This window comes from Agarivorans sp. QJM3NY_33, from assembly GCF_050870865.2.
GTDB lineage: Bacteria > Pseudomonadota > Gammaproteobacteria > Enterobacterales > Celerinatantimonadaceae > Agarivorans.
The window spans coordinates 941,980-964,106 of sequence record NZ_CP194039.2 but is presented as its reverse complement, the minus strand read 5'-3'; the positions used below and the strand labels follow the sequence as shown (position 1 = coordinate 964,106).

23 protein-coding genes are annotated in these 22,127 nt (G+C 46.7%); 13 read left to right on the top strand and 10 right to left on the bottom strand.

Annotated elements, in window-relative coordinates; genetic code table 11:
• The first annotated feature begins 165 nt into the window (after positions 1 to 165).
• The 7 genes from ACRRSY_RS04335 to fos all read left to right on the top strand — a co-directional run bounded on the left by ACRRSY_RS04335 (position 166) and on the right by fos (position 5,881).
• Positions 166 to 486: a hypothetical protein gene (locus ACRRSY_RS04335; RefSeq protein ID WP_432464415.1), complete on the top strand. Its 321-nt coding sequence runs from the start codon at positions 166 to 168 to the stop codon at positions 484 to 486.
• A gap of 786 nt (positions 487 to 1,272) precedes the next feature.
• Positions 1,273 to 2,070 carry an enhanced serine sensitivity protein SseB gene (gene sseB / locus ACRRSY_RS04330; protein WP_432464414.1) on the top strand — a complete coding sequence of 266 codons (798 nt, stop codon included), beginning with the start codon at positions 1,273 to 1,275 and terminating at the stop codon, positions 2,068 to 2,070.
• A gap of 79 nt (positions 2,071 to 2,149) precedes the next feature.
• Positions 2,150 to 2,638: a GNAT family N-acetyltransferase gene (locus ACRRSY_RS04325; protein ID WP_432454691.1), complete on the top strand. Its 489-nt coding sequence runs from the start codon at positions 2,150 to 2,152 to the stop codon at positions 2,636 to 2,638.
• A gap of 521 nt (positions 2,639 to 3,159) precedes the next feature.
• Positions 3,160 to 3,963, top strand: a complete 804-nt coding sequence (locus tag ACRRSY_RS04320) for a MetQ/NlpA family ABC transporter substrate-binding protein (protein WP_432454388.1) — start codon at positions 3,160 to 3,162, stop codon at positions 3,961 to 3,963.
• 596 nt (positions 3,964 to 4,559) lie between these two features.
• A complete protein-coding gene (locus ACRRSY_RS04315) occupies positions 4,560 to 4,760 on the top strand; it encodes a DUF1737 domain-containing protein (RefSeq protein WP_432464413.1) in 201 nt (66 codons plus the stop codon).
• 97 nt (positions 4,761 to 4,857) lie between these two features.
• The gene (locus ACRRSY_RS04310) at positions 4,858 to 5,337 is read left to right on the top strand and encodes a GNAT family N-acetyltransferase (RefSeq protein ID WP_432464412.1); all 480 of its coding nucleotides are present in this window, start codon (positions 4,858 to 4,860) and stop codon (positions 5,335 to 5,337) included.
• A gap of 139 nt (positions 5,338 to 5,476) precedes the next feature.
• Positions 5,477 to 5,881 carry a fosfomycin resistance glutathione transferase gene (gene fos, locus ACRRSY_RS04305; RefSeq protein ID WP_432454389.1) on the top strand — a complete coding sequence of 135 codons (405 nt, stop codon included), beginning with the start codon at positions 5,477 to 5,479 and terminating at the stop codon, positions 5,879 to 5,881.
• 83 nt (positions 5,882 to 5,964) lie between these two features.
• Here fos and ACRRSY_RS04300 read toward each other — a convergent pair whose 3' ends face one another.
• Complete coding sequence (locus tag ACRRSY_RS04300; protein WP_432461014.1) at positions 5,965 to 7,446, bottom strand: diguanylate cyclase; 1,482 nt, start codon at positions 7,444 to 7,446, stop codon at positions 5,965 to 5,967.
• A gap of 298 nt (positions 7,447 to 7,744) precedes the next feature.
• Here ACRRSY_RS04300 and ACRRSY_RS04295 point away from each other — a divergent pair, with 298 nt between their 5' ends.
• Positions 7,745 to 8,017, top strand: coding sequence for an oxidative damage protection protein (locus ACRRSY_RS04295; RefSeq protein ID WP_432454391.1), 273 nt, complete (start codon positions 7,745 to 7,747; stop codon positions 8,015 to 8,017).
• Positions 8,018 to 8,152: 135 nt separating this feature from the next.
• On the opposite strand, the gene ACRRSY_RS04290 is transcribed toward ACRRSY_RS04295, so the two are convergent.
• The 8 genes from ACRRSY_RS04290 to ACRRSY_RS04255 all read right to left on the bottom strand — a co-directional run bounded on the left by ACRRSY_RS04290 (position 8,153) and on the right by ACRRSY_RS04255 (position 15,759).
• Positions 8,153 to 9,157: a LacI family DNA-binding transcriptional regulator gene (locus ACRRSY_RS04290; protein ID WP_432464411.1), complete on the bottom strand. Its 1,005-nt coding sequence runs from the start codon at positions 9,155 to 9,157 to the stop codon at positions 8,153 to 8,155.
• Entirely contained in the window at positions 9,150 to 9,968 is an 819-nt protein-coding gene (locus tag ACRRSY_RS04285) for an inositol monophosphatase family protein (RefSeq protein WP_432461012.1), read from the bottom strand. Before ACRRSY_RS04285 ends, ACRRSY_RS04290 begins: the two co-directional genes overlap by 8 nt.
• Entirely contained in the window at positions 9,958 to 10,719 is a 762-nt protein-coding gene (locus tag ACRRSY_RS04280) for an MBL fold metallo-hydrolase (protein WP_432461011.1), read from the bottom strand. Before ACRRSY_RS04280 ends, ACRRSY_RS04285 begins: the two co-directional genes overlap by 11 nt.
• On the bottom strand, positions 10,709 to 11,767 hold the full coding sequence (locus ACRRSY_RS04275; RefSeq protein ID WP_432461010.1) for an ABC transporter ATP-binding protein: 1,059 nt from the start codon (positions 11,765 to 11,767) through the stop codon (positions 10,709 to 10,711). The genes ACRRSY_RS04280 and ACRRSY_RS04275 overlap by 11 nt, the downstream gene beginning before the upstream one ends.
• Before the next feature lie 10 nt (positions 11,768 to 11,777).
• The gene (locus ACRRSY_RS04270; RefSeq protein ID WP_432461009.1) at positions 11,778 to 12,590 is read right to left on the bottom strand and encodes a carbohydrate ABC transporter permease; all 813 of its coding nucleotides are present in this window, start codon (positions 12,588 to 12,590) and stop codon (positions 11,778 to 11,780) included.
• Positions 12,590 to 13,456, bottom strand: coding sequence for a carbohydrate ABC transporter permease (locus tag ACRRSY_RS04265; protein WP_432461008.1), 867 nt, complete (start codon positions 13,454 to 13,456; stop codon positions 12,590 to 12,592). The genes ACRRSY_RS04270 and ACRRSY_RS04265 overlap by 1 nt, the downstream gene beginning before the upstream one ends.
• 57 nt (positions 13,457 to 13,513) lie before the next feature.
• Positions 13,514 to 14,734 carry an ABC transporter substrate-binding protein gene (locus ACRRSY_RS04260; protein ID WP_432464410.1) on the bottom strand — a complete coding sequence of 407 codons (1,221 nt, stop codon included), beginning with the start codon at positions 14,732 to 14,734 and terminating at the stop codon, positions 13,514 to 13,516.
• A 380-nt stretch (positions 14,735 to 15,114) separates the two neighbouring features.
• Complete coding sequence (locus tag ACRRSY_RS04255) at positions 15,115 to 15,759, bottom strand: DUF3157 family protein (protein WP_432464409.1); 645 nt, start codon at positions 15,757 to 15,759, stop codon at positions 15,115 to 15,117.
• 350 nt (positions 15,760 to 16,109) lie between these two features.
• Here ACRRSY_RS04255 and ACRRSY_RS04250 point away from each other — a divergent pair, with 350 nt between their 5' ends.
• The 5 genes from ACRRSY_RS04250 (at position 16,110) to ACRRSY_RS04230 (ending at position 18,928) form a co-directional block, all read left to right on the top strand.
• Entirely contained in the window at positions 16,110 to 16,397 is a 288-nt protein-coding gene (locus ACRRSY_RS04250) for a YciI family protein (protein ID WP_432454403.1), read from the top strand.
• A gap of 384 nt (positions 16,398 to 16,781) precedes the next feature.
• A complete protein-coding gene (locus ACRRSY_RS04245) occupies positions 16,782 to 17,414 on the top strand; it encodes a LysE family translocator (RefSeq protein ID WP_432454405.1) in 633 nt (210 codons plus the stop codon).
• A 51-nt stretch (positions 17,415 to 17,465) separates the two neighbouring features.
• Complete coding sequence (locus ACRRSY_RS04240) at positions 17,466 to 18,092, top strand: LysE family translocator (RefSeq protein WP_432454406.1); 627 nt, start codon at positions 17,466 to 17,468, stop codon at positions 18,090 to 18,092.
• 46 nt (positions 18,093 to 18,138) lie between these two features.
• Positions 18,139 to 18,504 carry a MerR family transcriptional regulator gene (locus tag ACRRSY_RS04235; RefSeq protein ID WP_432461004.1) on the top strand — a complete coding sequence of 122 codons (366 nt, stop codon included), beginning with the start codon at positions 18,139 to 18,141 and terminating at the stop codon, positions 18,502 to 18,504.
• Positions 18,505 to 18,553: 49 nt separating this feature from the next.
• The gene (locus ACRRSY_RS04230) at positions 18,554 to 18,928 is read left to right on the top strand and encodes a carboxymuconolactone decarboxylase family protein (RefSeq protein WP_432454409.1); all 375 of its coding nucleotides are present in this window, start codon (positions 18,554 to 18,556) and stop codon (positions 18,926 to 18,928) included.
• A gap of 799 nt (positions 18,929 to 19,727) precedes the next feature.
• Here ACRRSY_RS04230 and ACRRSY_RS04225 read toward each other — a convergent pair.
• Positions 19,728 to 22,103 carry a fatty acid cis/trans isomerase gene (locus ACRRSY_RS04225; RefSeq protein ID WP_432464408.1) on the bottom strand — a complete coding sequence of 792 codons (2,376 nt, stop codon included), beginning with the start codon at positions 22,101 to 22,103 and terminating at the stop codon, positions 19,728 to 19,730.
• Positions 22,104 to 22,127: the final 24 nt, after the last annotated feature.

Sequence of the window (22,127 nt, the reverse complement as noted above, 5' to 3'; positions counted from 1 at the left end):
TGACCTTCCTACAGAGGACTTTCACCTCATTAGTTCATGCCCATGCTGGGCGTACACAAGTCACTCAAAAGGACAAAAAAACAGTTGGTTTTTGCTCCTGCGTCGCTTATTTTAACCAACTATTTTTTGCCTCTTAGTGAGGCGTTATGGTTCAAGGAGTATGAAGTGAAAGAAGTGTTCCCAATGATGTTCGGAGTCTTATTTTGCTCGGTATTTGTCTGGTTTTTCCTTTGCTACCGACTATTCAAAATATTAGAAACTAGGCATCCCGAAAAATATGAATCTATGGGTAAACCAAGCCTCATCATGAATAATTCACTTTCTAGCAATATTACGTTCATGAAGTTTATCTTTAAAAGAGAGTGGCGAGAGCTAAATGACTCAGGGCTGGCAACGTTGGGCAAATTTATGTTGGTTTTCTTTGCCATCTACATTGTTGGTTTTCTAACATTATTATTTTCGGTGCCACTAGGCTATGCACCATAATCGGGTAGCCGGAGGTATCTAACCTCCAGCCCCCACAACACCCTGCATGCGGCGCCGCACAGGGCGTTTCCTGAAAACGGTTAAAATACAACGGCCGATTAGCTCCTTTGCATTCCAATGATGGCTTCTGTTTTTTTGCGCCACCGTTCCTAAGTCCGGTCGGATACGGAGACAATGAGCTGCACAGGCTCCTCATTGATTTTCAGGTTCAAGCCTTCACCATGTCCCAACCATTACACAATAGAACGGCATTGGGACTTTTTATCTAAAAAAACGCCGTCTGCTGATATCGCCATGGAGTGAGTTAAACGATCGCTTGCTAAGCAGATCTCCCACTCTTTGTTTATAAGAAGTAGAACATGCACTTTCTCTTTTTTCTGCGCTGCTGCATCATTTACGGTGGCTGTTAGATCACATGGCTTCGTTGTCTTGTGCCAACTCGCCTCCAGCCTACGCCTCATATGATGTTCTTGTTCATCAGCTCGCCCTCTCTTTAGATAAAAAGGCGTCCGGCTTCCTTCAGACATTCCCTCGCGGCAATGCCCTTGCCATTCGCTAGTAGTTAGCGTTTAATAATCAAAATATTATTAAACGGTGACCTTCCTACAGAGGACTTTCACCTCATTAGTTCATGCCCATGCTGGGCGTACACAAGCAATTTAAGAGTGATTCAGCACGCTTGGCATTTTTGGTTTGGGTTGAATTCAGTGTTTACGTTAGTCAAATTGAGTTCTGCGGCAGCGTGCTTCACACCTTAATCGGGCGTTGATGCCTAAAGGAAGAATCGTGGAAATAACCGAAGAAAATAAACTAGAAGAGATTTTAAGGTTAGCTGCTGACGAGCCAGCCCATCGGCCACAATTCTGTGAAGTACTACTAAGCTCACAGATATTTGTGCTTGGTACAACTGGAATGTCGGGCTCGGACGGAGAAGTGAATCCCGAAGCGGTTGATAAAATTCAAATACAGCATTGGGAAAAGGCAGATGGCTCACCTGTAATTCCGTTCTTTTCCTCGCTAGAAGTGTTGCAAAAATCAATCAATAGCGAAGAATCATATTTGGCCCTACCAGTACGCTCTTTGTTTGAAATGACTCAAGGAGCTACGCTATTTCTTAACCCCAAATCAGATTACGGAAAAGAGTTTGTTCCTGAAGAAGTTGCACACTTGTTATCTATAGGCATAAGTCAGGCTCCTTCTCAGAGAATGGTAGAGAAAGAAACTAAGGTTCTGCTGGGGCAGCCTTCTAATTACCCGTCAAAAATGGTTGACTCACTTACCCAGCTATTGGCAAAACATAGCAATGTTAGAAAAGCTTATCTAGCACTCATGCATGACAAGTCTATTGACGAGAAACCACATCTAATAGTTGGTATAGAGGCAGATGGTGATATTGAAAAGGTTATGAGAGAAGCTGGCAACGTAGCTGGCGATACCGCGCCCAAAGGCGAGCCTGTTGATCTCTACAGAGTCAATGAAAATGATTCTGGTCTTAGCCAATACTTTATAAATCAAACTAAGCCATTCTACGAAAAAAAATGGAGCTTAAAGCTCAAATCGTGGTTTGGTGTAAGCAAGGCATAAAAAGTTACTGCACTCGGACACATACTGCTACGCTTCGTTTTTGTGTCGGTGAGCAAAGCGTTAACTGGCAAGGACTAAAATGGAAGTTTCTCTAGTAAAAATTGGAGCAAAATCTCGTCATATTCTTGAGAGTCTGTTCCCATATTATATTTATGATATGTCTGAGCATATGGGCTGGTCTCCGAATGAGAATGGTCACTTTACGTTTAATAAAAGCAGCTTGGATGTATATTGGAAGCAGGAAGATCATGTTCCATACTTTATTTACGCTGATACTGAGTTAGCTGGTTTTGTTCTGGTTCGAAAGTACCCAACTAACAGGCAATTTTACGATGTTGAGCAGTTCTTTGTACTACGAAAGTTCAAGGGAAAAGGTGTCGGAAAACAAGCTCTGAAATTGGTGACAGCGCAGTTTTCAGGTCAATGGCAAATCCGAGTGCTAATTGGCAATGAAGCCGCTCTAAAGTTTTGGCAGTCTGCAATTTTTGGTTTAGTTGGGGGAAATTACACACTGTCTGAGCAAGTTGATATTGATTTACTTATGCACTTTCTCACGTTTGAAGTTTAGCCAGTTAATCGGGTAGCCGGAGGTATCTAGGCTCCCTCCCACAACACCCTGCATGCGGCTTCGCACAGGGCGCTTCCTGAAAATGTTTAAAATACAACGGCCGATTAGCGCCTTTGCATTCCAATGACGGCTGCTGATTGATTTTCAGGTTCAGGCCTTACCAATTGAATAAGTGAATGCTCTAGCAAGCTTTTGTCCAGAAGCGTGTTATAGCGAAACACGTTTTTGCTCCATAGTTTGCAAGAAGACCTTATCTTATGGATAAGTTTAGGAGCATCAATATGATTAAGATTGTTACATAAGGAGCTTTACTCTTAGCCTTCAAGCTAAGCTCGTTTAGCTCTTCTAGTTATATCAGTAGCTCTCTTTTTGTCGCGTAAACCCTTAGCAAACAAACGCATTTTACATCGTAATAAGCTCAATTTGACTTCACTTTTAAAAAGCTATTGACCAAATCACGTTAATCGATATTATGGGCGTCTAGACATCTGAATGTCTTTTGTTATTTAAATGGGATTATCATGAAAAGCTACAAAAAAATCACAACATCGCTGTTGGCATTAACACTCGTATTCGGCGTAACAGGATGTGGGCAAAAAGACGAATCGCTTATCAAAATTGGCGCAACAGTTGGCCCACATGCACAAGTTGTAGAAGCGGTCGCCAAACAAGCAGCAAAACAAGGGATTAACATTCAAGTAGTTGAGTTCTCAGACTATATCACCCCTAACGCCGCGCTAAGCGATGGCAGCATCGACCTTAATAGTTATCAACATCAGCCGTTTCTCGATAACTTTAACGACAGTCACAATAGTCACTTAGTCTCTATTGGTCGTTCCATTTTGATGCGTATGGGCGTTTACTCTAACAAGTACACAACGCTTGACGCAATCCCAGAGCATGCTCGAATTGCGATTCCAAACGATCCAACCAATGGCGGCCGTGGGCTATTACTACTCGAAGATGCAGGCTTGATTTCGCTAAAAGAAAACCTTGGCTTCAGTGCTTCGTTGCAAGATATTATCAGCAATCCAAAGAGTATTCGATTTGTCGAAGTCGATGCCGCTCAACTGCCACGCACACTTGACGATGTAGATGCTGCGGTAATTACCATGAACTACGTGATGTCTGCAGGACTAGATCCTAAGAAACAAGGTATTTACTTGGAGCCAAAAGACGCGCCTTTAGCCGTGATGGTTGTGGCCGCGCGAGATGAAGACAAAAACAAGGAAGTATTTCAAAAGATTATCTCGATTTATCACTCTCAAGAGATAAAGGACTTCTTAAACACCACCTTCAAAGGCACCATAGAAGCGGCAAATTAAAGCAAACCGCTGAGCTTAGATTTGGTGTTGCCAGTAGGTTCATCGGCAACGCCAAAATTGATTCGTTTTTCGGCTCTTCTCCGCTTACATAAGTTTAATTTGTGGGTAGAAATAGACTCCTCTTCTGGAAGGGATGTTTGCCAAAGCTTTAACTTCAAGCATTCTGTATCTCGAACTTCGCAAGCTCTCGGTCTTAGAAGACCAATTGATGCATTACCAGCCTCCATACGGGCATTTATCATGCCTATGCTTTGCCTAACTACAAATGCCGAATCTTCTGTCTCACAAAGAGATTTTATTATGTACTAAGTGTTCCCCAAATCGGGGGCGATTCAAGTCTCATCGTAAATGTAAACCGATAAGAAAATCACAAAAGAGACGGGAATGAGGGCTATTACAATCATGCATCATGGCGACGATACTGGTCACAATTGTCATTCAATATTGTTTGATAAAGCGTCGGATTTTTACAAGGGCGATAGCCACAAACTTAATGAACGATGACTACCTATTTCAGCTACATTTTGCCGACCCGAATATGGCATAATAAGTCACCCAACAGATCCAATGAATCAAACATGAGAGAAGGAAATTAAATGAAGCTTTACCGTTTTATTACTGGCCCCGATGATGTTAATTTTTGTATGCGTATTACTGAATCCTTGAACAAGGGGTGGGAATTGCATGGCGGCCCAACCCTCACCTTTAATGGTAAAACGCCGATAGCAGGCCAAGCACTGGTCAAACAGGTTCCTGAGCAAGTCTTCTCAAAAGAGACCAATCTACAAGCTTACTAAAACACCACCATTGCCAGCATATCGTTACCAATGTTGGAAGCCAAAATTCACAGCCGTATTTGGCTAAGAAGCTTAGCCTTAACCCTCTGGAGCTGACATGATAGAAATACAACGGGCAAGCGAGAGCGATATACCCGCACTACTTCCCTTAGTGAAGGATTATTGGAACTTTGAGAAGATTGACAATTTTGAAGCCTCGGCTGTTGCTGTACAGCTACAGCGTTTACTGTCAGAGCCAAGGCTTGGCGGGGGCTGGGTTGCGATGGAGGATGGCGTAGCGGTAGCTTATCTGCTTGCCGTTTACATTTTCAGCCTTGAGCACCTTGGCATCACAGCAGAAATTGATGAACTTTTTATATTGCCATCGCAGCGAGGTAAAGGGCTTGCAGCAAAATTGCTTAAAACTGCCGAATCTGAATTTTTACAGGCTGGCTGCACCAATGCTTCACTTCAGCTGTCGCGCGACAATGGCACGGCACGCAAACTCTATCATCGCCATGGATATACCGAGAGGGCAAGATATGAACTGCTCGACAAAAAGCTTGGCGAGGGGGAGTCACAAAGCTTAGCCACATGATTGCTCAATGCTTCAAGCACCAGAGCAGCAGTGCAAGAAAACTCGCGTCGATGTGAGCGACTAATCGCCAGCCTTGAACGCAATGATGCTATGCGATACCTTGCGCGAACTGAAGACGCTTATTTTGTAGGAGTAACAGATGCTTTTAGGCCTGAACCATATCACGCTCGCGGTGAGCGATTTAGAACAATCACTAAAGTTCTATATTGAAGTGCTCGGCTTCAAAGGACATGTAAAATGGAATGATGGCGCTTACCTTTCCCTTGGAGATCTATGGTTTTGTCTTTCATCGGATAAGCCATGCCCGAAAGATGATTACACACATCTTGCCTTTGATATATCTTCATCAGACTTTGAGCCTTTTTGTAAACGCTTAGCATGCCATGCGGTAACACAATGGAAAGTAAACAAGAGTGAAGGCCAATCACGCTACATCCTTGACCCTGATGGGCACAAATTAGAAATTCATGTGGGCAATTTATCCAGTCGTCTTGAAGCCATCAAATCAAAACCCTATGCTGGATTAGTTTGGCTCTCAACCTAAGATGGCCCAAGCACCGTCAATCCATTCGCTGCAGCGCTGAGATGCTATTCCATCGACGGAGCACCCAAAGCAAGTCTAGCCGTTTAAAGCTCTAGTGCTTGACTGCTCACCACTTTTGCTCGTCCGGTTTGTTTCGCCTGATAAAGCGCGCGATCTGCCGCATCAATCATCTGCTGAGCGTTTAGGCTGGCATCGCTGAGGGTGGTGAAGCCAATAGACACCGAGTATTGAATCGCTCCCTGCTCGTTTGCAAAGGGCGTGCTGCGAATCGTTTCACAGATCCGCTGACAGATAGAATCGGCATCATCCTGACCAGTATTGGGAAGTAACACGACAAACTCTTCTCCACCGACCCGCGCAAAATAATCTTGCTTACGCAGCGATTGATGACAGACTTTCGCAAAGTGTTGTAAGACCTGATCACCAACGCTGTGCCCATGGCGGTCATTCACTTGCTTAAAGTGGTCGATGTCGAGTACCGCCAAGGAAAAATTTTGTTGCCGCTGCGCATTATCGTACATCAAGATCTGCAACTGCGACTCCATTTTACGACGATTCATCAGCCCGGTGAGCGGATCGGTCGTCGCTTGTAAAAGTAATTGTTGTTCTTGCTGTTTTCGCTCGGAAATATCCCAACAAATACCAGCGATAGAACTATCATGTAGCGTGCTATCGGTCGATAAATTGGCGGAGATGTCTATCCAACAGTAGCTGCCATCATTCTTCATAATCTTTAGATCACAACGTAAGGTACGCCCTTGTGATCTAAAATACTCGCGTGCATCTTTCAGAAACTGCTTACGGTAAGCGGGGTGGATCCGCTTCATCCATTCCCGCGGGGTAAAATGTTGATTACGCACAACCTCGGAGCTGCTACTTAAGACCTCAGAGCTACACCATAAATAGCCACGCCGACGATCAAACTCCCAGCTACTACAAGCCATATTCTGTTTTAAGATATCCAGCTGATGTTTCTTGGCTCTAAAATTATCCCGAACCACCGCACTAGAGATAAAATAACTGGCGGTTTTAAGCAAGGTGATTTCGTTAAGAGACCAGTCATATTCGCGCTCACAATCATCTAAACCCAAGGTTCCCCACCAGCGATTTTCAACAATGATCGGAATGGTTAACATCGATAAGACTTGCTGACTTTCGAGGTGACTTTTCAACCAAGACTCAGGCAGTAATTTAGGAAGCACCTGTTGATACTCACCCCGTTTGCGGCTTTCAACTAGCTCTGAATACTCCGGCTCTTTTAACATCGATTTAAAATAATTAAACCGAGACTGCTTAATTTGCACATACTTTTCGGCAGCAGCCCATTCAAAAACATAATCTTGCAGAATGTAATCATCTTGTAAGTCAAGCGTTTGAAATATCCATACCCGACTCACAGAAGTCACCTTTCCCAACTCTTCCAAGAGAACATTGACCTTATCGAGCCAACCTTGCCCGGTAATTAAATCTTCGGCACTATTAAGAATAGCGGCAAGGATTTCATTACTCAGGCTGGTCGATTTATGGCTCAAAGCCTGACCTAAGCTGCCCGTTTTAATCGCCATCTAGATGAAATATCTCCGCGTTTCAATCATAAAGCCATTATGAGACTCCCCCCTAAAAAGTATAGGTTTTTCTAAAGCTGAGTCATTTGTGTCAAAACTATGCAAGCGACTCAAAGTAAATGCCACTATCGTTCAATCATCAATAGCGGTTTTGCGCCAGCACCTGCACACTAGTCATGGCAGCCAGACGGCAACTTTGGTATAACATGCAGCAAGCACCAAAGCTTGGCGCAAACGCGATCACAAAAACGCCTCAGGGCCGCTTAAGCCGCCATGTAGCAAACAATAAGGGATAATTATGGCCAGAACTGTATTTTGCCAACGTTTAAAAAAACAAGCCGAAGGTTTAGATTTTCAATTGATCCCCGGTGAAGTTGGCAAACGAGTCTTCGACAACATCAGCAAAGAAGCCTGGACCCAGTGGCAGAAAAAGCAAACCATGCTGATCAACGAGAAAAAGTTAAATTTAATGAATCTGGATGATCGTGAGTTATTACAAGCAGAAATGGTGAAATACCTCTTTGAAGATGGCGAAGTAGATATCGAAGGCTACACGCCTCCCAGCGCATAAACGCAATTCATCAACGCACTAAGCCATGAAGTTATCAGGAAAAATCGAGAGCCTGATAGCTTCATGCTTGATATCAACCTTGATTCTGCCTATCAGATTTAAGCCATCGTAGGTGCTTGCTCAACGCGATAAAACTTAAGTTTGGCGGATGATTAAACTCGGCGCCAATCGATTCATACTGCAAATCCTCTGATCACCATCCCACATTCGTTGCAATAGCAGTAACACTTGCGCCACCATTTGCTCCACTGGCTGAGCAACCGTACTCAATTGATACCCTTGCCATGCGGCTTGCGGAACATCATCACAGCCGATCACTTTAAGTTGTTTAGGTATGGCCAAGTCAGCATGCTCTCGACAACAATCCATTAAACCCATCGCTAAAGCATCTGAGGCACAAAAAACGCCCGCTAATTGCCGTAACGATGTAAGCTCGCGCGCCGCTAAGGCATAACCGGCGGCATAAGCATAACGTCCAGCTTCGAGCAATAACGGTGCTGTGATGCCATGTTCCGTTAAGGCTTCTTTAAAACCTTGATAACGCTCGAGCGATGCTTGCCCATCGGCACGCCCCGCGACAAAACCAAGCTCGGTTAAACCCTGCGACACAAAATGCTGGGCCGCTAAGCGACCCGCGGTTAAATTGTCGGTCTGAACCGAAGGGATCAAGCCCCGCTCGTCAGCACGACCTAAAGTCACCAAGGGCAGTGACAGCTTAAGACACTGGTTAAAACTAGTCGCAGGTAACGAGCCCATCACCGCGATCACACCATCAACCTGATAACCCGATAGGCGAAGAATCGCCGCATCCATATCTTCAGCCTGCTTCACATTTAACAACATCGGTTGCTTACCACTTTGCTGTAATGCGGTTGATAGTTGTTCAAACAAATACGACTGATAAGGGTTCGAAAAATCACTAATCAGGATCGCCACCAAGTTCGAGCGCTGACGCGATACAGGGGTACTGAGGGTGCGCGCAAAAAAATTAGGCTGATAACTAAGTTCTTTAGCGGCTGCTAAAATCTTCGCCCGCTTTTTCGGATGAACACTGGCCCCCGCCGTGAAGGCACGAGAAACAGCGGAGCGAGATACGCCAACATGTGCTGCAACATCCGCAGCGGTTACTTTTTTATTCATATTCAGGCCGCTCTCGGTCTGGATGAATGATGTCTTCATGGTTTAGCCAAGTCGCGAGGGGTGAGCCTTTGGGCCAAGCCCACACAGGGCCAGTCATCTGCTTGCTTAAATAGGGCGCGATTTCAAGCCCTGCTAACTCACAAATAAACTGAGCTGCCATCACATCCCAAATGTTCACCTGTCCCATATAACAAGCATCTAACTCACCACAAGCGACTTGAGTGAGCGTCCACGCTGCTGAGCCGCTGACTCGCACCTGATGCCCCTGCGCGATCACTTGTTGGCTATGCCGCAGATAACGCTCCGGGATCCCTGCCTGGTAATTAAGATTTAAACCAATCACCAACTGCTGCTGAGCTACCGCCCGACTCTGCAAAGGCAGCAGCTGGCTCGCTTTACGCTCAAAAGCCCCCTGCCCTCGCACAGCATAAAACATCCGCTGATGCACCGGCGCATAAATAATCCCAAGCACCGGCCCTTGCTGATCAACCAAGGCAATACTCACCACAAAATCAGCCTGACCATATAAAAAATTAGTGGTGCCATCAATCGGATCGACCACCCAGCAAGGCAAGCAAAACTCGCCACCACTCTCTTCACCGAGTATATGCTGCTCGGGAAAGGCAGTCTGCAAGGCTTCTCGAATATGCTGTTCCACCAATTGGTCGGCTTGTGAAACCCAATCATGATGTCCCTTACTGCTAATAATTAGTGCATCACGTTGGGCAAACCATTGCAGCGCAATCGCTCCCGCCTGTTCGGCGATGGATAAAGCGACCTTTAATTGATGGTCGAATTGTTCAGGCAACATCTATAACTCCAGATTTTTCGCTCACCAACTGTTGTCCCTCTTCGGCGAGGTCTAGGTGCGCAATATGACGCACCAAGGCCGACAACTGAGGTCGATATTGGGGGTCGATATGATACAAACGCCATTGGCTACCCGGCTTATGAGTAAGCTTTTGAATATCCAGCCAACACCCATGACTGGGGTGAGGACTGAGTGTTTCGCACTCAAGGAATACCCAATCACTCTGCGCAGCCAACTGCTGCCCCTTGTGAGACAAGCTACCATCGCCCGAATAAAACAAACGATGCCCCCACGAAGTTCGCAGCTGCAAGCTCAGGTTGGCAACCGCGTGGCGGGTCACAGACGTTTCAATTTGCCATGGACCAATCGCCAACAGCGATTCGCTATTTTGCCGTTCAATCACAAATTCGAGCGAAGGTTCTGGCCAATGGGAGAATGCCAACAATGGCTCCAGCACTGGCCATTGTTCCGCTTGGGCAATCAACAGCAATGGCCGCTTGCGTTTTTTAGCATCCATCCAATTTAATAAGCAGCTCAAGCCTAAACAGTGATCCGGATGAGTATGGGTAATATAAATCGCATCAATGGCATCAGGATCCATGTTTCGATGAAAAATCGCCGCCGGTACTGTTGGCCCACAGTCAAGCAACAGTCGAAAATCATTTTCTTCAAGCAATAGGCTAGCACTGGTTCGCTCACCGTCGTAGGCATTGCCGATACCCAAGACTTCCAATTGAAAACTATGCGGCATCGAAGGCTCCAACCGCTTGAGCGTCATTCAAGCCTGCAATTCGTTGCCCATCACTCGCGAAGCAATGCAGCACCGAATTCGCAAAGTTAAGTGGTAAATAGTCAGCTAAGCGATAATAACAATCACTTTCCACCAAAAATGGCTGACCGTTCAATTGGCCATGGTATAAGCGTGAATGCCCTAGGGGCTCGATCAGCTCGATCTGCATTTCACAGTCTGGGGCAAGCGCGTCTATCAACACCTGATTGGGTCGGAGCCCCAAGCTTGTCACCGAAGCAGACAGCGCGGTGTGAGGACTAATCCTTTGAAAATCGTCTCGTTGGATAAAGTTCATCATCGGCGACCCAATAAAAGTCGCAACAAACTTATTTGCGGGCTGATGATATAAAGTCTCCGGCGAGCCGACTTGCTCTATTCTCCCCTGATTAAGCACCACAATTTTATCCGCCAGCGTCATCGCTTCCACCTGATCATGAGTGACATAAATCATGGTCGACTGTAAGCTTTGATGGAGCTGTTTAAGATGGATCCGCATTTCACTCCGCAATTTCGCATCTAAATTGGATAGCGGTTCATCAAATAGAAACAGCTGCGGATCGCGAACGATGGCTCGGCCAATGGCGACCCGCTGGCGCTGCCCACCAGAGAGTTCTCCCGGTAAGCGATCGAGCAATGACGTCAGCTGCAATTTGTCGGCGGTGTCACTCACCCGCAGGGCGATACTGGCCTTATCCATTCCGGCCATTTTCAGCGGAAAAGCCATGTTTTTTGCTACCGACAGGTGCGGGTACAAAGCGTAAGACTGAAATACCATGGCGACTTTGCGATCGGCGGGATGCACCCCATTCAGACTTCGTCCGTTGAGGCTAATTTGCCCGTCAGTGATTGACTCCAAACCAGCGATCATCCTTAGTAAAGTCGACTTACCGCAACCCGAAGGTCCTACAAATACCACAAACTCGCCCTCATCAACCGTGAGATTGATATTGGGCAGCACCGTGTTATCGCCATAGGCCTTATTCACTTGATGTAACTCTAGTTTTTTCATGTTGTGCCTCCTATTTCAAGCCCATTGAAAAGCCACGCAATAAATAACGCTGCATATAGCTGGCTAAGGCCAGCATCGGTAACGAAGAAACAATTCCCACAGCCATCAGCGGCCCCCATGCGGTGCCGTCCTCGGTCATAAAATTGGCAATAAACAAAGGGAGCGTGAACTTGTCTGGGGTATGAATGAACAACAAGGAAAACAAGAATTCATTCCAACCTAAAATCATGGCAAATATCGCGGTTGCCACCAGACCCGGCGCACACAGCGGAAACACAATATAAGCAAGGCGTTTGAGCAAACGGGCACCGTCCATCGCGCCTGCCTCTTCAATTTCTATGGGAATATCGCGCACAAAACCAAGCAACATCCAAATACAAAATGGCAAGGTATATACCTGATAAGCCAATACCAGCCCCAATTTGCTATTTAGCAGGCCTATCTGGTTCATCAAAGAATACAGCGGGATCGCCACCACAATCGGCGGCATCATCTTGATCACCAAAACCGCGAACAAAAACAACTTATCCAAGCTGGCAGGAAAACGATAACGCACCAGTGCATATGCGGCCGCAAAAGCCACCACCAGCGATATCACCGTGGCCGACACCGAAATCAATAAAGTATTGGCCACCAAACGCGGTAAATCCCCCTGCCAAAGCGCCGCGAAGGCCGCAAAACTCGGCTGCCTTGGCAAAATGCTGGCACTGGCGCGCAGGATCTCACCGGGTGGCTTCAACGCCGTGCCAAACATCCACAAAACCGGCATGATAAACAGCAATACGATGAACCAAACCAGCACGCCATGAAACTTTGTATTCATCACTTGCCTCCTTGCATGACTTTTCGGGCATAAAGCAAAGTCATCACTAAGGAGATGCTCAACATCACCAGCGCCGAGGCACTGGCCATCCCTAAATCAAAGAAACGAAAACCATACTTATAAACAAACATCGACAGGGTTTCGGTGGCATTGCCCGGTCCGCCGCCAGTCATCACATAAACTTTGTCGAACAATTTGAAGGTATCGATGGAGCGCAGCAAAAATGCCAGCATCAGCTGTTTTTGGATCAGCGGCAAGGTAATGTAAAACAACGAACGCCAACCTTTCGCGCCATCCACCCGCGCAGCCTCACCAATATCCTTGGGGATCGACTGTAGGCCCGCCAAAATGATCAAAAATGCCATCGGCGTCCATTGCCAGGTATCCACCAGCGCAATTGAGTACAGGGCAAGATCCGGATTGAACAACCACTCTTGAGGCGCAAGCCCAATCATCACCAGCAAATGGTTAAGTAAACCATAATCATAGTGATACCAAGAACGCCAAATGGATGAGCAAACTAAAGTCGATAACATCATCGGATAGATAATCAGTGGTAAAGCAAAGCGGCGGCCCGGAAACTGTCGATGAAATAATAAGGCTAAAAACAAGCCTAATAGCACCTGAGAAATCGAGGCCACCAGTGTAAAAACAAAGGTATTTTTAATCGCCCCAATAAAGAAAAAGTCGTCAAATAATTCAGCAAAATTTGCCAAACCCACAAAGCGGAAGCTGCCGCTGTGCGGATCGGCATGACCAAAGGCGTTCAGCAGCACCGAAGCCAGCGGATAAATGGTTAACAAGCCCAAAATAATACAGCCTGGCAATAGCAACAGAGCTAATTGCTTACGATTTTCAAATAACATACACCCGATCCAACAAGGCCTTGCCAGCACAGCTTACAAGGCCTGTATCCAACAAAATTAACCTTTAATCATTCGCTCAATGCGACGTTGCGCCTGCTTTAAGGCTTGTTCGGCCGACATTTGCCCCATCATCGCCATTTGCAAGAAATCACCGAGTACACTCTCTACTTCTGCCCAGTTTTGAATGCGTGGGCGTGCTTTACCGGTTTTCAGCGCGGCGGCTTGTTGTGGGTACCAACGATATTTAGCAACCACATCTTTATCGAAATATGCGCTGGTGCGGGTAGGCGGGATCCCGTAGTGAAGCGCCAAATCTTTCTGAATATCAGCGCTGGTGGCAAACCTCAGGAAGGCTTCGGCTTGTGACTTATGCTTGGCATCGGCAGGAATCGCCAATTGCCAAATCCCCAACATCGGCGAAGGCTGACCCACCTCTGCAGGCGGTGCCATAATTTCCATCTCGCCCACCACATTCGACACGCTTGCATTGTCCAGATTTGGCACCCAGGCAGGCCACACTTCAATAGCCATGGAGACGCTGCCTTTTTGTAAAGCATCACGAACTTCATCGGCGTTATACACTTCAACACCACGCGGCGCGTATTGCTTCATGGCAAGGAAGGTTTCTAAGGCCTGTTTGGCTTGCGGCGAGTCTAAGCTTGCCTTGCCTGATGAATCGACCACATTGGCACCATAGCCCCAAAGGATCGGTAAAAAACCGGTCACAATCGGATTGCCTTTCACACCTCGGAAAACCAAGCCTTTCACGTCTGCGCTTTGACTAATCGTCTTCGCCGCCGCCAATACCTCTGACCAAGATTGAGGCTGACTCAAATGATTTTTCTCAAACAACGCACGGTTCCAGGCAAACATGGCAACATTCCCCACCATGGGTAAGGCATAGACCGAGCCCTTGGCATCTGGATAACGGCCAATATTGAACGGTGCCTGAACAAAATCCGGATCGGCGACGGCATCGGATAGCGGACTTAGCCACTGGTTTGCAAAAAACTCCGGCGCCCAGGTGTCATCCATTAGAATCACATCATAGTGACCGGTTTTTTCACGCATCGACAGCACCACACTTTCGTACAAGCCCTTACTGGGACGCTTGACCAGAGTAATGTTGGTGTCTGGGTGGGCTTTCTCATACTGGTCCACCACATACTGCATGGCGTCTCCATAACTACTATCACGAGCTGCAATCACCAGCTCATCAGCATTTACAGCCAGCGAAGCGAGCATCAGGGTGCTGGCCATTAGTGTCCGTTGGAACATTGGATTCTCCTTGTCTTGATTAATTCTAGTGATCGATGTTTTGCACTCGCGTGCAATTTCGAATTCAAGACTAGGCTGGAAAAGTGTCAGTTATATGACCGAAACATGAAGTTTATTGGGACGCTAAAGGCAAACCGAAATACTGAAGCTCATCACAGCCCATCAGCAGATGATTTAGCACAAGTGAAGCCTCGCACAGCTTGTTTATTCAGGCGAGGCTCGCCGATCAGGAGTCGACATGGACATAGGCTGAACTCAAAAAAGTAACAATCTCTAGAGTTTTCAAAAGCATCAGCGCAAGTAATTCACGATAAAGGATTGATATGACCTGCTAGGCCAGTAACAAGTAAATCTCATAGCATGAGTTGTAAATCATCAAGTTAGCGAGAGTCCATCTCGGTTATTTTCAGCGTCAGCAATTGTTTTTGCCACTGCGCTTTATCAACACCGTCCAACCAGATGGTGTCACTGTTGCGAGTTTGTCCCTTACGCAAATAACTCTCGGGCAGTCTAAAGATGGCTTGCCAAACCTTTAGCTCTTGCTTACTCAGCAAATCACCCGAATCTGCAAATAGGCTCACTGCTAGTGCAACCTGCACATAATTTTTACTGCCGGTATTTACCAATTCAAAGTTTAAACCCAGGCGATCCTGAGCATCCCACTGGCTACTCAGCAAACTCACCTTCACCCCATTTTTAGCCGTAGACTTCAATAGATCGGCCTGAGCGATGGCCGCCGAACTCAAACTTACCGAGGGAGCAGAAAGCTCCGTAGCCGACCCAGCGGCTGGCTTTTCGACAGCTTCTACAGTCGCTAAAGCAGCACTCTTTGTCGCTTGGCCACTCACCTCATTAGCAGACTTTACAAACACATACTCCCAAGTGAAATCGTCGTTGAGTTGCACTCGTGCGCCATTTTCGAGAACAAGGGTGGCGACTTTTTCCGGCTGAAGCTGGTCTGCCAAACTGGGTATCACCCAAAACAAACAACAAATTGCGCTATAAACAGAGAATTTTTTAAACATAGATAGCTACCAGTCACATAAGATGGCTCTAGCATAAACAAGCCGTCGTGAAATTAATACTGTTGTAAGTCCGCCAAAACCGTAAATAGCGGCAATATTGCCGACTGCATGACACCTCATTTGCTTAAAATAAATTTAATCGAGTCACAAAACAGTAGCTAGCAGAAAAAGCATCAGGAAAATACGCTGCCAAGTGTTCAAATAAATCAAACTTAACTGAGTCAAAGCAGAGCGGAGCTATATCACTGCAAGCGCTTGAAACTTAGGCTTGAAAGTAATAAATTGAAGATGAAATCACGCACATTTCAAGCGTCCTTACTCATCACCAACCGCACCCGCAAAGGAGCAAGATGTTTATTGTTTCACTGAACTACATCTGCGATTTAGCAGACGTAGAAACACACTTAGATGCCCATATCCAATATTTAGATCGCCACTACGCCGCCGGAGTATTTCTGGCGTCTGGTCGCAAAGTACCGCGCACCGGTGGAGTGATCCTCGCGCAAGCCGATAGCCGCACCGCCCTAGATGCGATCTTGGCCGAGGACCCTTTCAAGATCCATCAACTAGCTGAATATGAGGTGACTGAATTTATTCCAACAAAAACCTCGCCAGCCTTGGAGTTTTTGGCAAGCTAAACTGACTCTGTCGCCTTACTACAAAACATTGTTACGGCGAATCAAAGGCGAGAGTCCTCAAGCTGTCACTCTACCAAAGCTGATAAGCGCAATTTGTCTTAAACGAGATTGCGCTGCTTTGGCGCTGACAAAGTTGCCGCTAAAACATAAAAAACTGCCAAAACAAGCAATCATAGTCAGTCTCGCCAAAGGCTCCGCTTTTGTTGGTAAACAAGTGCTTACTCTTTGATTATTTTAGCGAAATAAGCACTTGCTATCACTCTCGCCTTGGCATTTAATGCAAGCATACCCTCGTGAATTTGCACATTTTCTCAGCAACACTCAAGTTGAGCGAAGGGGGTGGTTCAATGCTTAAAAGTCATCCTGTTATTTAGGAATAATCGAATGGATCTACACCTCTGGCTGATGTTCTGTCTGGCCTATTTGATCACCACCCTGTCGCCGGGACCCAATGTATTATTAGTGCTAAAAAACAGCATTCAACGGGGGTGGCAATCGGCCTTCATCACCATTCTCGGGAATTTAAGCTGCCAAGCGATCATCGTTTATTTAGTTGCCATTGGTATTGGACAACTGATCCAAGCCCTTCCTTTTTGGTTTATGGTCATGAAGCTGCTGGGCGGTATTTACTTAATATATCTCGGGATCAAAAGCCTCAGATCCCTTAACGTTTCAAGCCATACCAGCCCAAGCCCCAAGCCGCAGAGTCAACGCTCTCTCTGGGCCTTGTTTATCGAAGCCTTTAGCGTGTCCGCCAGTAACCCGAAAACCTTAATTTTTCTATCGGCCTTCCTCCCACAATTTCTGAATACCGAACAAGCCACCGAAGGGCAGTTTTATCTGATGTTTATCAGCATTTGTTGCATTGTGACCAGTGTTCACCTGAGCTACGCATACGCCATCGGCTATTTAGGCAAGCGCTTTTCTTTCCAGAACTTTGAGCGACGGGTGGCTAAAGTAACCGGCGGATTGCTGATCACCATGGGCGGCGGTATGTTGTTGAGTCAGCGCGCTTAATCAGCGCTGTCAACTCAGCACCACCGAAGAGCACAATATAGGAGAAACAATATGGATTATTGGCTATTTTTATTACTCTGTTTGGCGGCTACCTTTTCACCCGGTCCCGCAGTATTGTTGGTGGTAAAAAACGCCGCCAACTATGGTGTGAATTATTCCCTCAGTGGGATCCTGGGCAATATCACCGCGATGCTCTGCTTGGCCAGCTTATCGGCGGCGGGCCTCGGCGCAATTATCTTAGCATCCACAGTGATGTTCACGGCGATCAAAGTCGTCGGCGGGATCTACCTTATTTATCTTGGCTTAAAGTCTTGGCTTGCCAGCCGAACCCTGAGTTTAAGCAACGATGCTCCCCCCCAACTTGATACAATCAGTCGCAAAAAGCTATTTCGCGAAGCCTATATTGTTGGCGTGAGTAATCCAAAAGCCATTGCATTTTATACTGCCTTGTTTCCGCAATTCATCCACCACGATCAAGCAATGCCAGAGCAATTTTTGTTGCTTGGCGGCACCTTTGCCCTATGCTCATTCAGCGCGCTGTTGGTCTATGCACTCACCAGCAAACAGCTCAGCCCTTATTTACGAAAACAAAATGTGAGTCGTCTATTTCATCGAATCACTGGCGGGGTATTTGTCGGCTTTGGTTTATCACTGTTACTTAGCCCCCACAAAAGCTAACTACGCAAATAACCAACGGACAGAACGCCAATTCAAGGAACCATCGATGAACATTAAAGAATTTTCTCAACGCAGTGGTTTATCGGCGCATACGCTGCGCTATTACGAGAAGATAGGCTTACTCAAGGGCATTCAGCGCAATGCCAGCGGCCATCGCAACTACCGTTCGCAAGATTTGGAGTGGGCTAACTTCATCATTCGTTTAAAAGAAACCGCGATGCCACTGTGCGACATTTTGCAATATGCCCGACTACGCGAACAAGGCCCAAGCACCCATGCCAACCGCCAAGCCCTGCTCGAACAACATCAAGCCAAGCTGAGCACGCATATTCAATCCCAACAACAACACCTCGCGGCATTGGAGCAAAAAATAAATTGGTATCATCGCCAAGTAGCGCTTGACTTAGAGTGAACTCGAAGTTGTACAGTGTGGTTTCTCAATACAGAAACGGAGCTTGCCCATGGACAACACCAGATACCAAATCGGCCTGGAACAACTGAGTAAAATTGATGGCGAAGCCGGCCATCAAGTGATCGAAAGCCTGAAAGACATCTGCCCCGATTTAGCCAGATATACCATCGAGTATCCCTTTGGCGACATTTACAGCCGACCGGGGCTCGATTTGAAATCACGAGAAATTGCCACCGTTGCGGCTCTCACCGCCATGGGCAACTGCCAACCCCAGCTCAAGGTACACTTACAAGCGGCGCTCAATGTCGGTTGCAGCGAAGCAGAGCTTAAAGAGGTGATCTTACAAATGTCGGTTTATGCTGGCTTTCCAGCAGCATTAAATGGGATGTTTGCCTTAAAAGAAATATTACAAGCCGCAGATTAAGGCTTAAGCCCCCCGCCTCAATGATGCTCGACCCGAAGCGTTCCGCCAATAACCCTCCCTTTGAGCAAAAGACCGAAAGGGATCTGCGGCACTCACCGTGCCGCGCCCTTTGCTCTCGATGGCGTGATTGAGAGACTTTGCTCTCGAAGCGAGCGAACGACCCCAGCCCTCGAAATTTCAATCACAACCCAAACGTTAGGGATTCGGGATGAGCATAAGCGAAAACATGAATAATCGATAGGCAGTGACATGATTTGCCATATCAGCATCGGTTGCGCCATCGCCAAATAAACTAATGGTAATGAGTTTTGGACTGATACCAATCTAACTCATTATCGGTTGATTGTTACTCGTCTAAATCACCGCGAACTGCGTGATGTATCTTGTCATGAGAGCCACGAGTGACTGCACTTGATACCTCGCTATCGGCACTTGCTCATATCATGAATCAGCTTGGTATGAATTTGGGGTTCAAAAAGAGCCTATCGCTGTTGTGTGGGATCGGGGTTGGATCCACCGGGATGTTATCACCGGAACCATCACCGCCTTTACCAGCATCGACGCTAATTTTTATAGCCACAGTATCAGCATTGCCACAACCTTGTTTGCCCTCTCCTTCCCCAGGGTAGGGCTTTGGCTGCTGTTTGGCTGCATGCTAAAAAAGTGCTCAGGCAAAACAAAGACCGACAATGGTTTAACGACGCAATGGCCGGATGGCTCTGCACATCGGTGGATCCGGCATGCCTGAAGATTACTCAACAAATGCGAGCCCTAACTTAGGGCTCGCCGGTGCCACCCATTAACGATTTTCTAAACGGCTGTAATCGAAGATCCCGCCACTAATTGGCTCGGCCTGCAAATAGGCTTGATGCAATCTATCGCTATAGGGCCAAAACTCTGAGCTAGTTCGGCGAACCCCAAAACGCTTCATCAATTGCTGGTAAGCCAACTCGTTATTCACATGCAGCAGCTGCTGTTGCAATTGCTTTAATTCGCTTTCTTGTACTTGCCAAAAAGCAGCGGGGTAGGCCCCCACAAGGCCAGGCAACAAAGTCAGCGTATCATTATCTGGCAAACGATATTTATCTTCCAAGAACAAGCTAGAGATGTTGGCATGGGCGTTATTTCGGAGCAGCGTAAAATACTGGCTCTGTGAACTTTCTGGCTGATCCACCTGAATAAACACCACTTGCGGTAACCATTTGACCGCTCCCCCCTTCCAGGCCGCCAGCTGGGAAGCAAAATCATTCACCGCTCGCGAATAATGGATCGGATCAATTTGGTACTTCGAACTCTGTACCGCAGCAAGCTTGGTTGATAACTTATTGTATAACTGCTGCTTATAGGGCAAATCTTGGTTATAGTGAACCGAGCTTTTAAAGAAAGCTTCTTGCGGGCGCGACTCAACAAACTTAATGATTTCTTTGTCAGCATCAACATACCAACGACGTAACTCATCATAACGCGCTTGCGCTGGTAACAAAGAAGCAAAGTTAAACTCACCTTCCATACGTAAGAAATCCATATATAAACGTGTTACCAGTTGATGCCCCAAGTTACCATAGGGATCGTAGCCTGCCACCAATAAATAATGGATCCGTTCAAACAGGGAATAATCGAGGATCCAAGCCGTTTTAGGTGGCTTACCCACCGAACCTCGTACCACACTGGCACTATCAAAATGACGGAAAATCGTCAGCGCAGCATTGCTGTTATAACCATCACCATCCCAGATCAAATCTAAATCTATGCGGCCAGCATCTTCCTTCAACCAGTTTTGCTGGCTCTTGATCCGCGCTTCCATATATTGGCGGTGCCGTTTCGAATACGAGATCCAAGTACTCAGTGGCAAAACGTTACTCTGCTCTACCGAGGGCATCCGCAAGTGCTCACTTTGAGCCGCTAAAAAGTCGGCCTGTAGTTTTTCATACTGATGAGCAGGCGTAACAAAATACACCCAAAAATGATCTTGAATCACATTCAAAGCCACTTGTCCTCGACAGACTGGCCCCTTCATGAAACCCATAATGAAGGTTTCCGCGTCATCCAATATAAAGCGATAGCGCGAGTTAACCGGAAAATCTCGAAAGGCTACAAAAGGATTTCCTGCCACATCAGGCTGGTAAGACGGTAATTGTTCAACTTTAATATTGTCAGCCAAAAACCAAGATTTCCAGCGTTCTGCTCGCGCTTCATCAAGATGATAAGGAATGTGGGTCTTCACCACTATACTCTCACGCTCAGGCATTAAACGGTAATAAACCCGCGCCACCCCAGGGTCGTCATAAGGTCGGCGGGTTGCAATTTCATCGACCGGAAAACCGGGTGCGGTGCGCGAACGAACCAGTTTAAAAAAAGCCGGACGTTTACTTTGTGAATCGTCAAAATAAAGATGAGTGATAAACAAGTGCTCATACAGATAGCGACTCATCAATTGTTCTTTTAGTGAATCACCATTAAGCAATGCTTCCCAACGTTTAACTTGCGCTGCAAACTGTTGGTGATGCTGCAAATCGTCAGCCATTGGCGCTCCGCTCACAAGCCATGCAGTGAGGCTATCAAACTCGGCATCACTGAGTGCTGGTAAACCGTAGGGCATGCCCCACTCTGGATGAGAAGCCTGAACCTTAGAGGCATATTCCTCGATACCAACACACTGTTGAGCGCGATCTAAGGCAAAATCATAGGCATTGGGATCGAGAATATCTTGCTGACTATCAACAAAATCTCGCTTTTGCTTCAGCGCCTGATACATCAGACCACCTTCCTGGTTCGCCTGTTCGCTTTGGATCCGCTCATTCAGCACTGGGTTAAAACCTTTCTGACGCCAAGCTTGAGTAGAACGCGCATCGGTATATAAGCGACTGGTAGGGTCGGCGATCAAACGACTGGAGTTATACACCCGTGCAGTGGTCAAGCCTCGGTCGATGCCCGCAGCAGAAGTTAACTTGAGCTGACAGGGCGCATCATAACAGGCATGACACATCACACAGCGTTGGTCGAGGATCGGTTTCACTTCTTCTAGGAAGTTTGCGCTAGGCGGGTAATCTTCTGAATAAATCCGAGTCTGCACCGTAGCTTGACCAAAGCGCTGGTCAAACTGCTGAATGATAATGCTGGAACAGCCAACCACTACCACCAGCAAAAGGCCTAATACTGTAAAACGTCGAAACATAATTCATCCCTGTAATGAGGCAAT

What these genes read in the sequence shown, in the direction of transcription:
- ACRRSY_RS04325 (WP_432454691.1), top strand. Translation starts at nt 2,150, where the DNA reads ATGGAAGTTTCTCTAGTAAAAATTGGAGCAAAATCTCGTCATATTCTT.
- ACRRSY_RS04320 (WP_432454388.1), top strand. Translation starts at nt 3,160, where the DNA reads ATGAAAAGCTACAAAAAAATCACAACATCGCTGTTGGCATTAACACTC.
- ACRRSY_RS04315 (WP_432464413.1), top strand. Translation starts at nt 4,560, where the DNA reads ATGAAGCTTTACCGTTTTATTACTGGCCCCGATGATGTTAATTTTTGT.
- ACRRSY_RS04310 (WP_432464412.1), top strand. Translation starts at nt 4,858, where the DNA reads ATGATAGAAATACAACGGGCAAGCGAGAGCGATATACCCGCACTACTT.
- fos (WP_432454389.1), top strand. Translation starts at nt 5,477, where the DNA reads ATGCTTTTAGGCCTGAACCATATCACGCTCGCGGTGAGCGATTTAGAA.
- ACRRSY_RS04300 (WP_432461014.1), bottom strand. Translation starts at nt 7,446, where the DNA reads ATGGCGATTAAAACGGGCAGCTTAGGTCAGGCTTTGAGCCATAAATCG.
- ACRRSY_RS04295 (WP_432454391.1), top strand. Translation starts at nt 7,745, where the DNA reads ATGGCCAGAACTGTATTTTGCCAACGTTTAAAAAAACAAGCCGAAGGT.
- ACRRSY_RS04290 (WP_432464411.1), bottom strand. Translation starts at nt 9,157, where the DNA reads ATGAATAAAAAAGTAACCGCTGCGGATGTTGCAGCACATGTTGGCGTA.
- ACRRSY_RS04285 (WP_432461012.1), bottom strand. Translation starts at nt 9,968, where the DNA reads ATGTTGCCTGAACAATTCGACCATCAATTAAAGGTCGCTTTATCCATC.
- ACRRSY_RS04280 (WP_432461011.1), bottom strand. Translation starts at nt 10,719, where the DNA reads ATGCCGCATAGTTTTCAATTGGAAGTCTTGGGTATCGGCAATGCCTAC.
- ACRRSY_RS04275 (WP_432461010.1), bottom strand. Translation starts at nt 11,767, where the DNA reads ATGAAAAAACTAGAGTTACATCAAGTGAATAAGGCCTATGGCGATAAC.
- ACRRSY_RS04270 (WP_432461009.1), bottom strand. Translation starts at nt 12,590, where the DNA reads ATGAATACAAAGTTTCATGGCGTGCTGGTTTGGTTCATCGTATTGCTG.
- ACRRSY_RS04265 (WP_432461008.1), bottom strand. Translation starts at nt 13,456, where the DNA reads ATGTTATTTGAAAATCGTAAGCAATTAGCTCTGTTGCTATTGCCAGGC.
- ACRRSY_RS04260 (WP_432464410.1), bottom strand. Translation starts at nt 14,734, where the DNA reads ATGTTCCAACGGACACTAATGGCCAGCACCCTGATGCTCGCTTCGCTG.
- ACRRSY_RS04255 (WP_432464409.1), bottom strand. Translation starts at nt 15,759, where the DNA reads ATGTTTAAAAAATTCTCTGTTTATAGCGCAATTTGTTGTTTGTTTTGG.
- ACRRSY_RS04250 (WP_432454403.1), top strand. Translation starts at nt 16,110, where the DNA reads ATGTTTATTGTTTCACTGAACTACATCTGCGATTTAGCAGACGTAGAA.
- ACRRSY_RS04245 (WP_432454405.1), top strand. Translation starts at nt 16,782, where the DNA reads ATGGATCTACACCTCTGGCTGATGTTCTGTCTGGCCTATTTGATCACC.
- ACRRSY_RS04240 (WP_432454406.1), top strand. Translation starts at nt 17,466, where the DNA reads ATGGATTATTGGCTATTTTTATTACTCTGTTTGGCGGCTACCTTTTCA.
- ACRRSY_RS04235 (WP_432461004.1), top strand. Translation starts at nt 18,139, where the DNA reads ATGAACATTAAAGAATTTTCTCAACGCAGTGGTTTATCGGCGCATACG.
- ACRRSY_RS04230 (WP_432454409.1), top strand. Translation starts at nt 18,554, where the DNA reads ATGGACAACACCAGATACCAAATCGGCCTGGAACAACTGAGTAAAATT.
- ACRRSY_RS04225 (WP_432464408.1), bottom strand. Translation starts at nt 22,103, where the DNA reads ATGTTTCGACGTTTTACAGTATTAGGCCTTTTGCTGGTGGTAGTGGTT.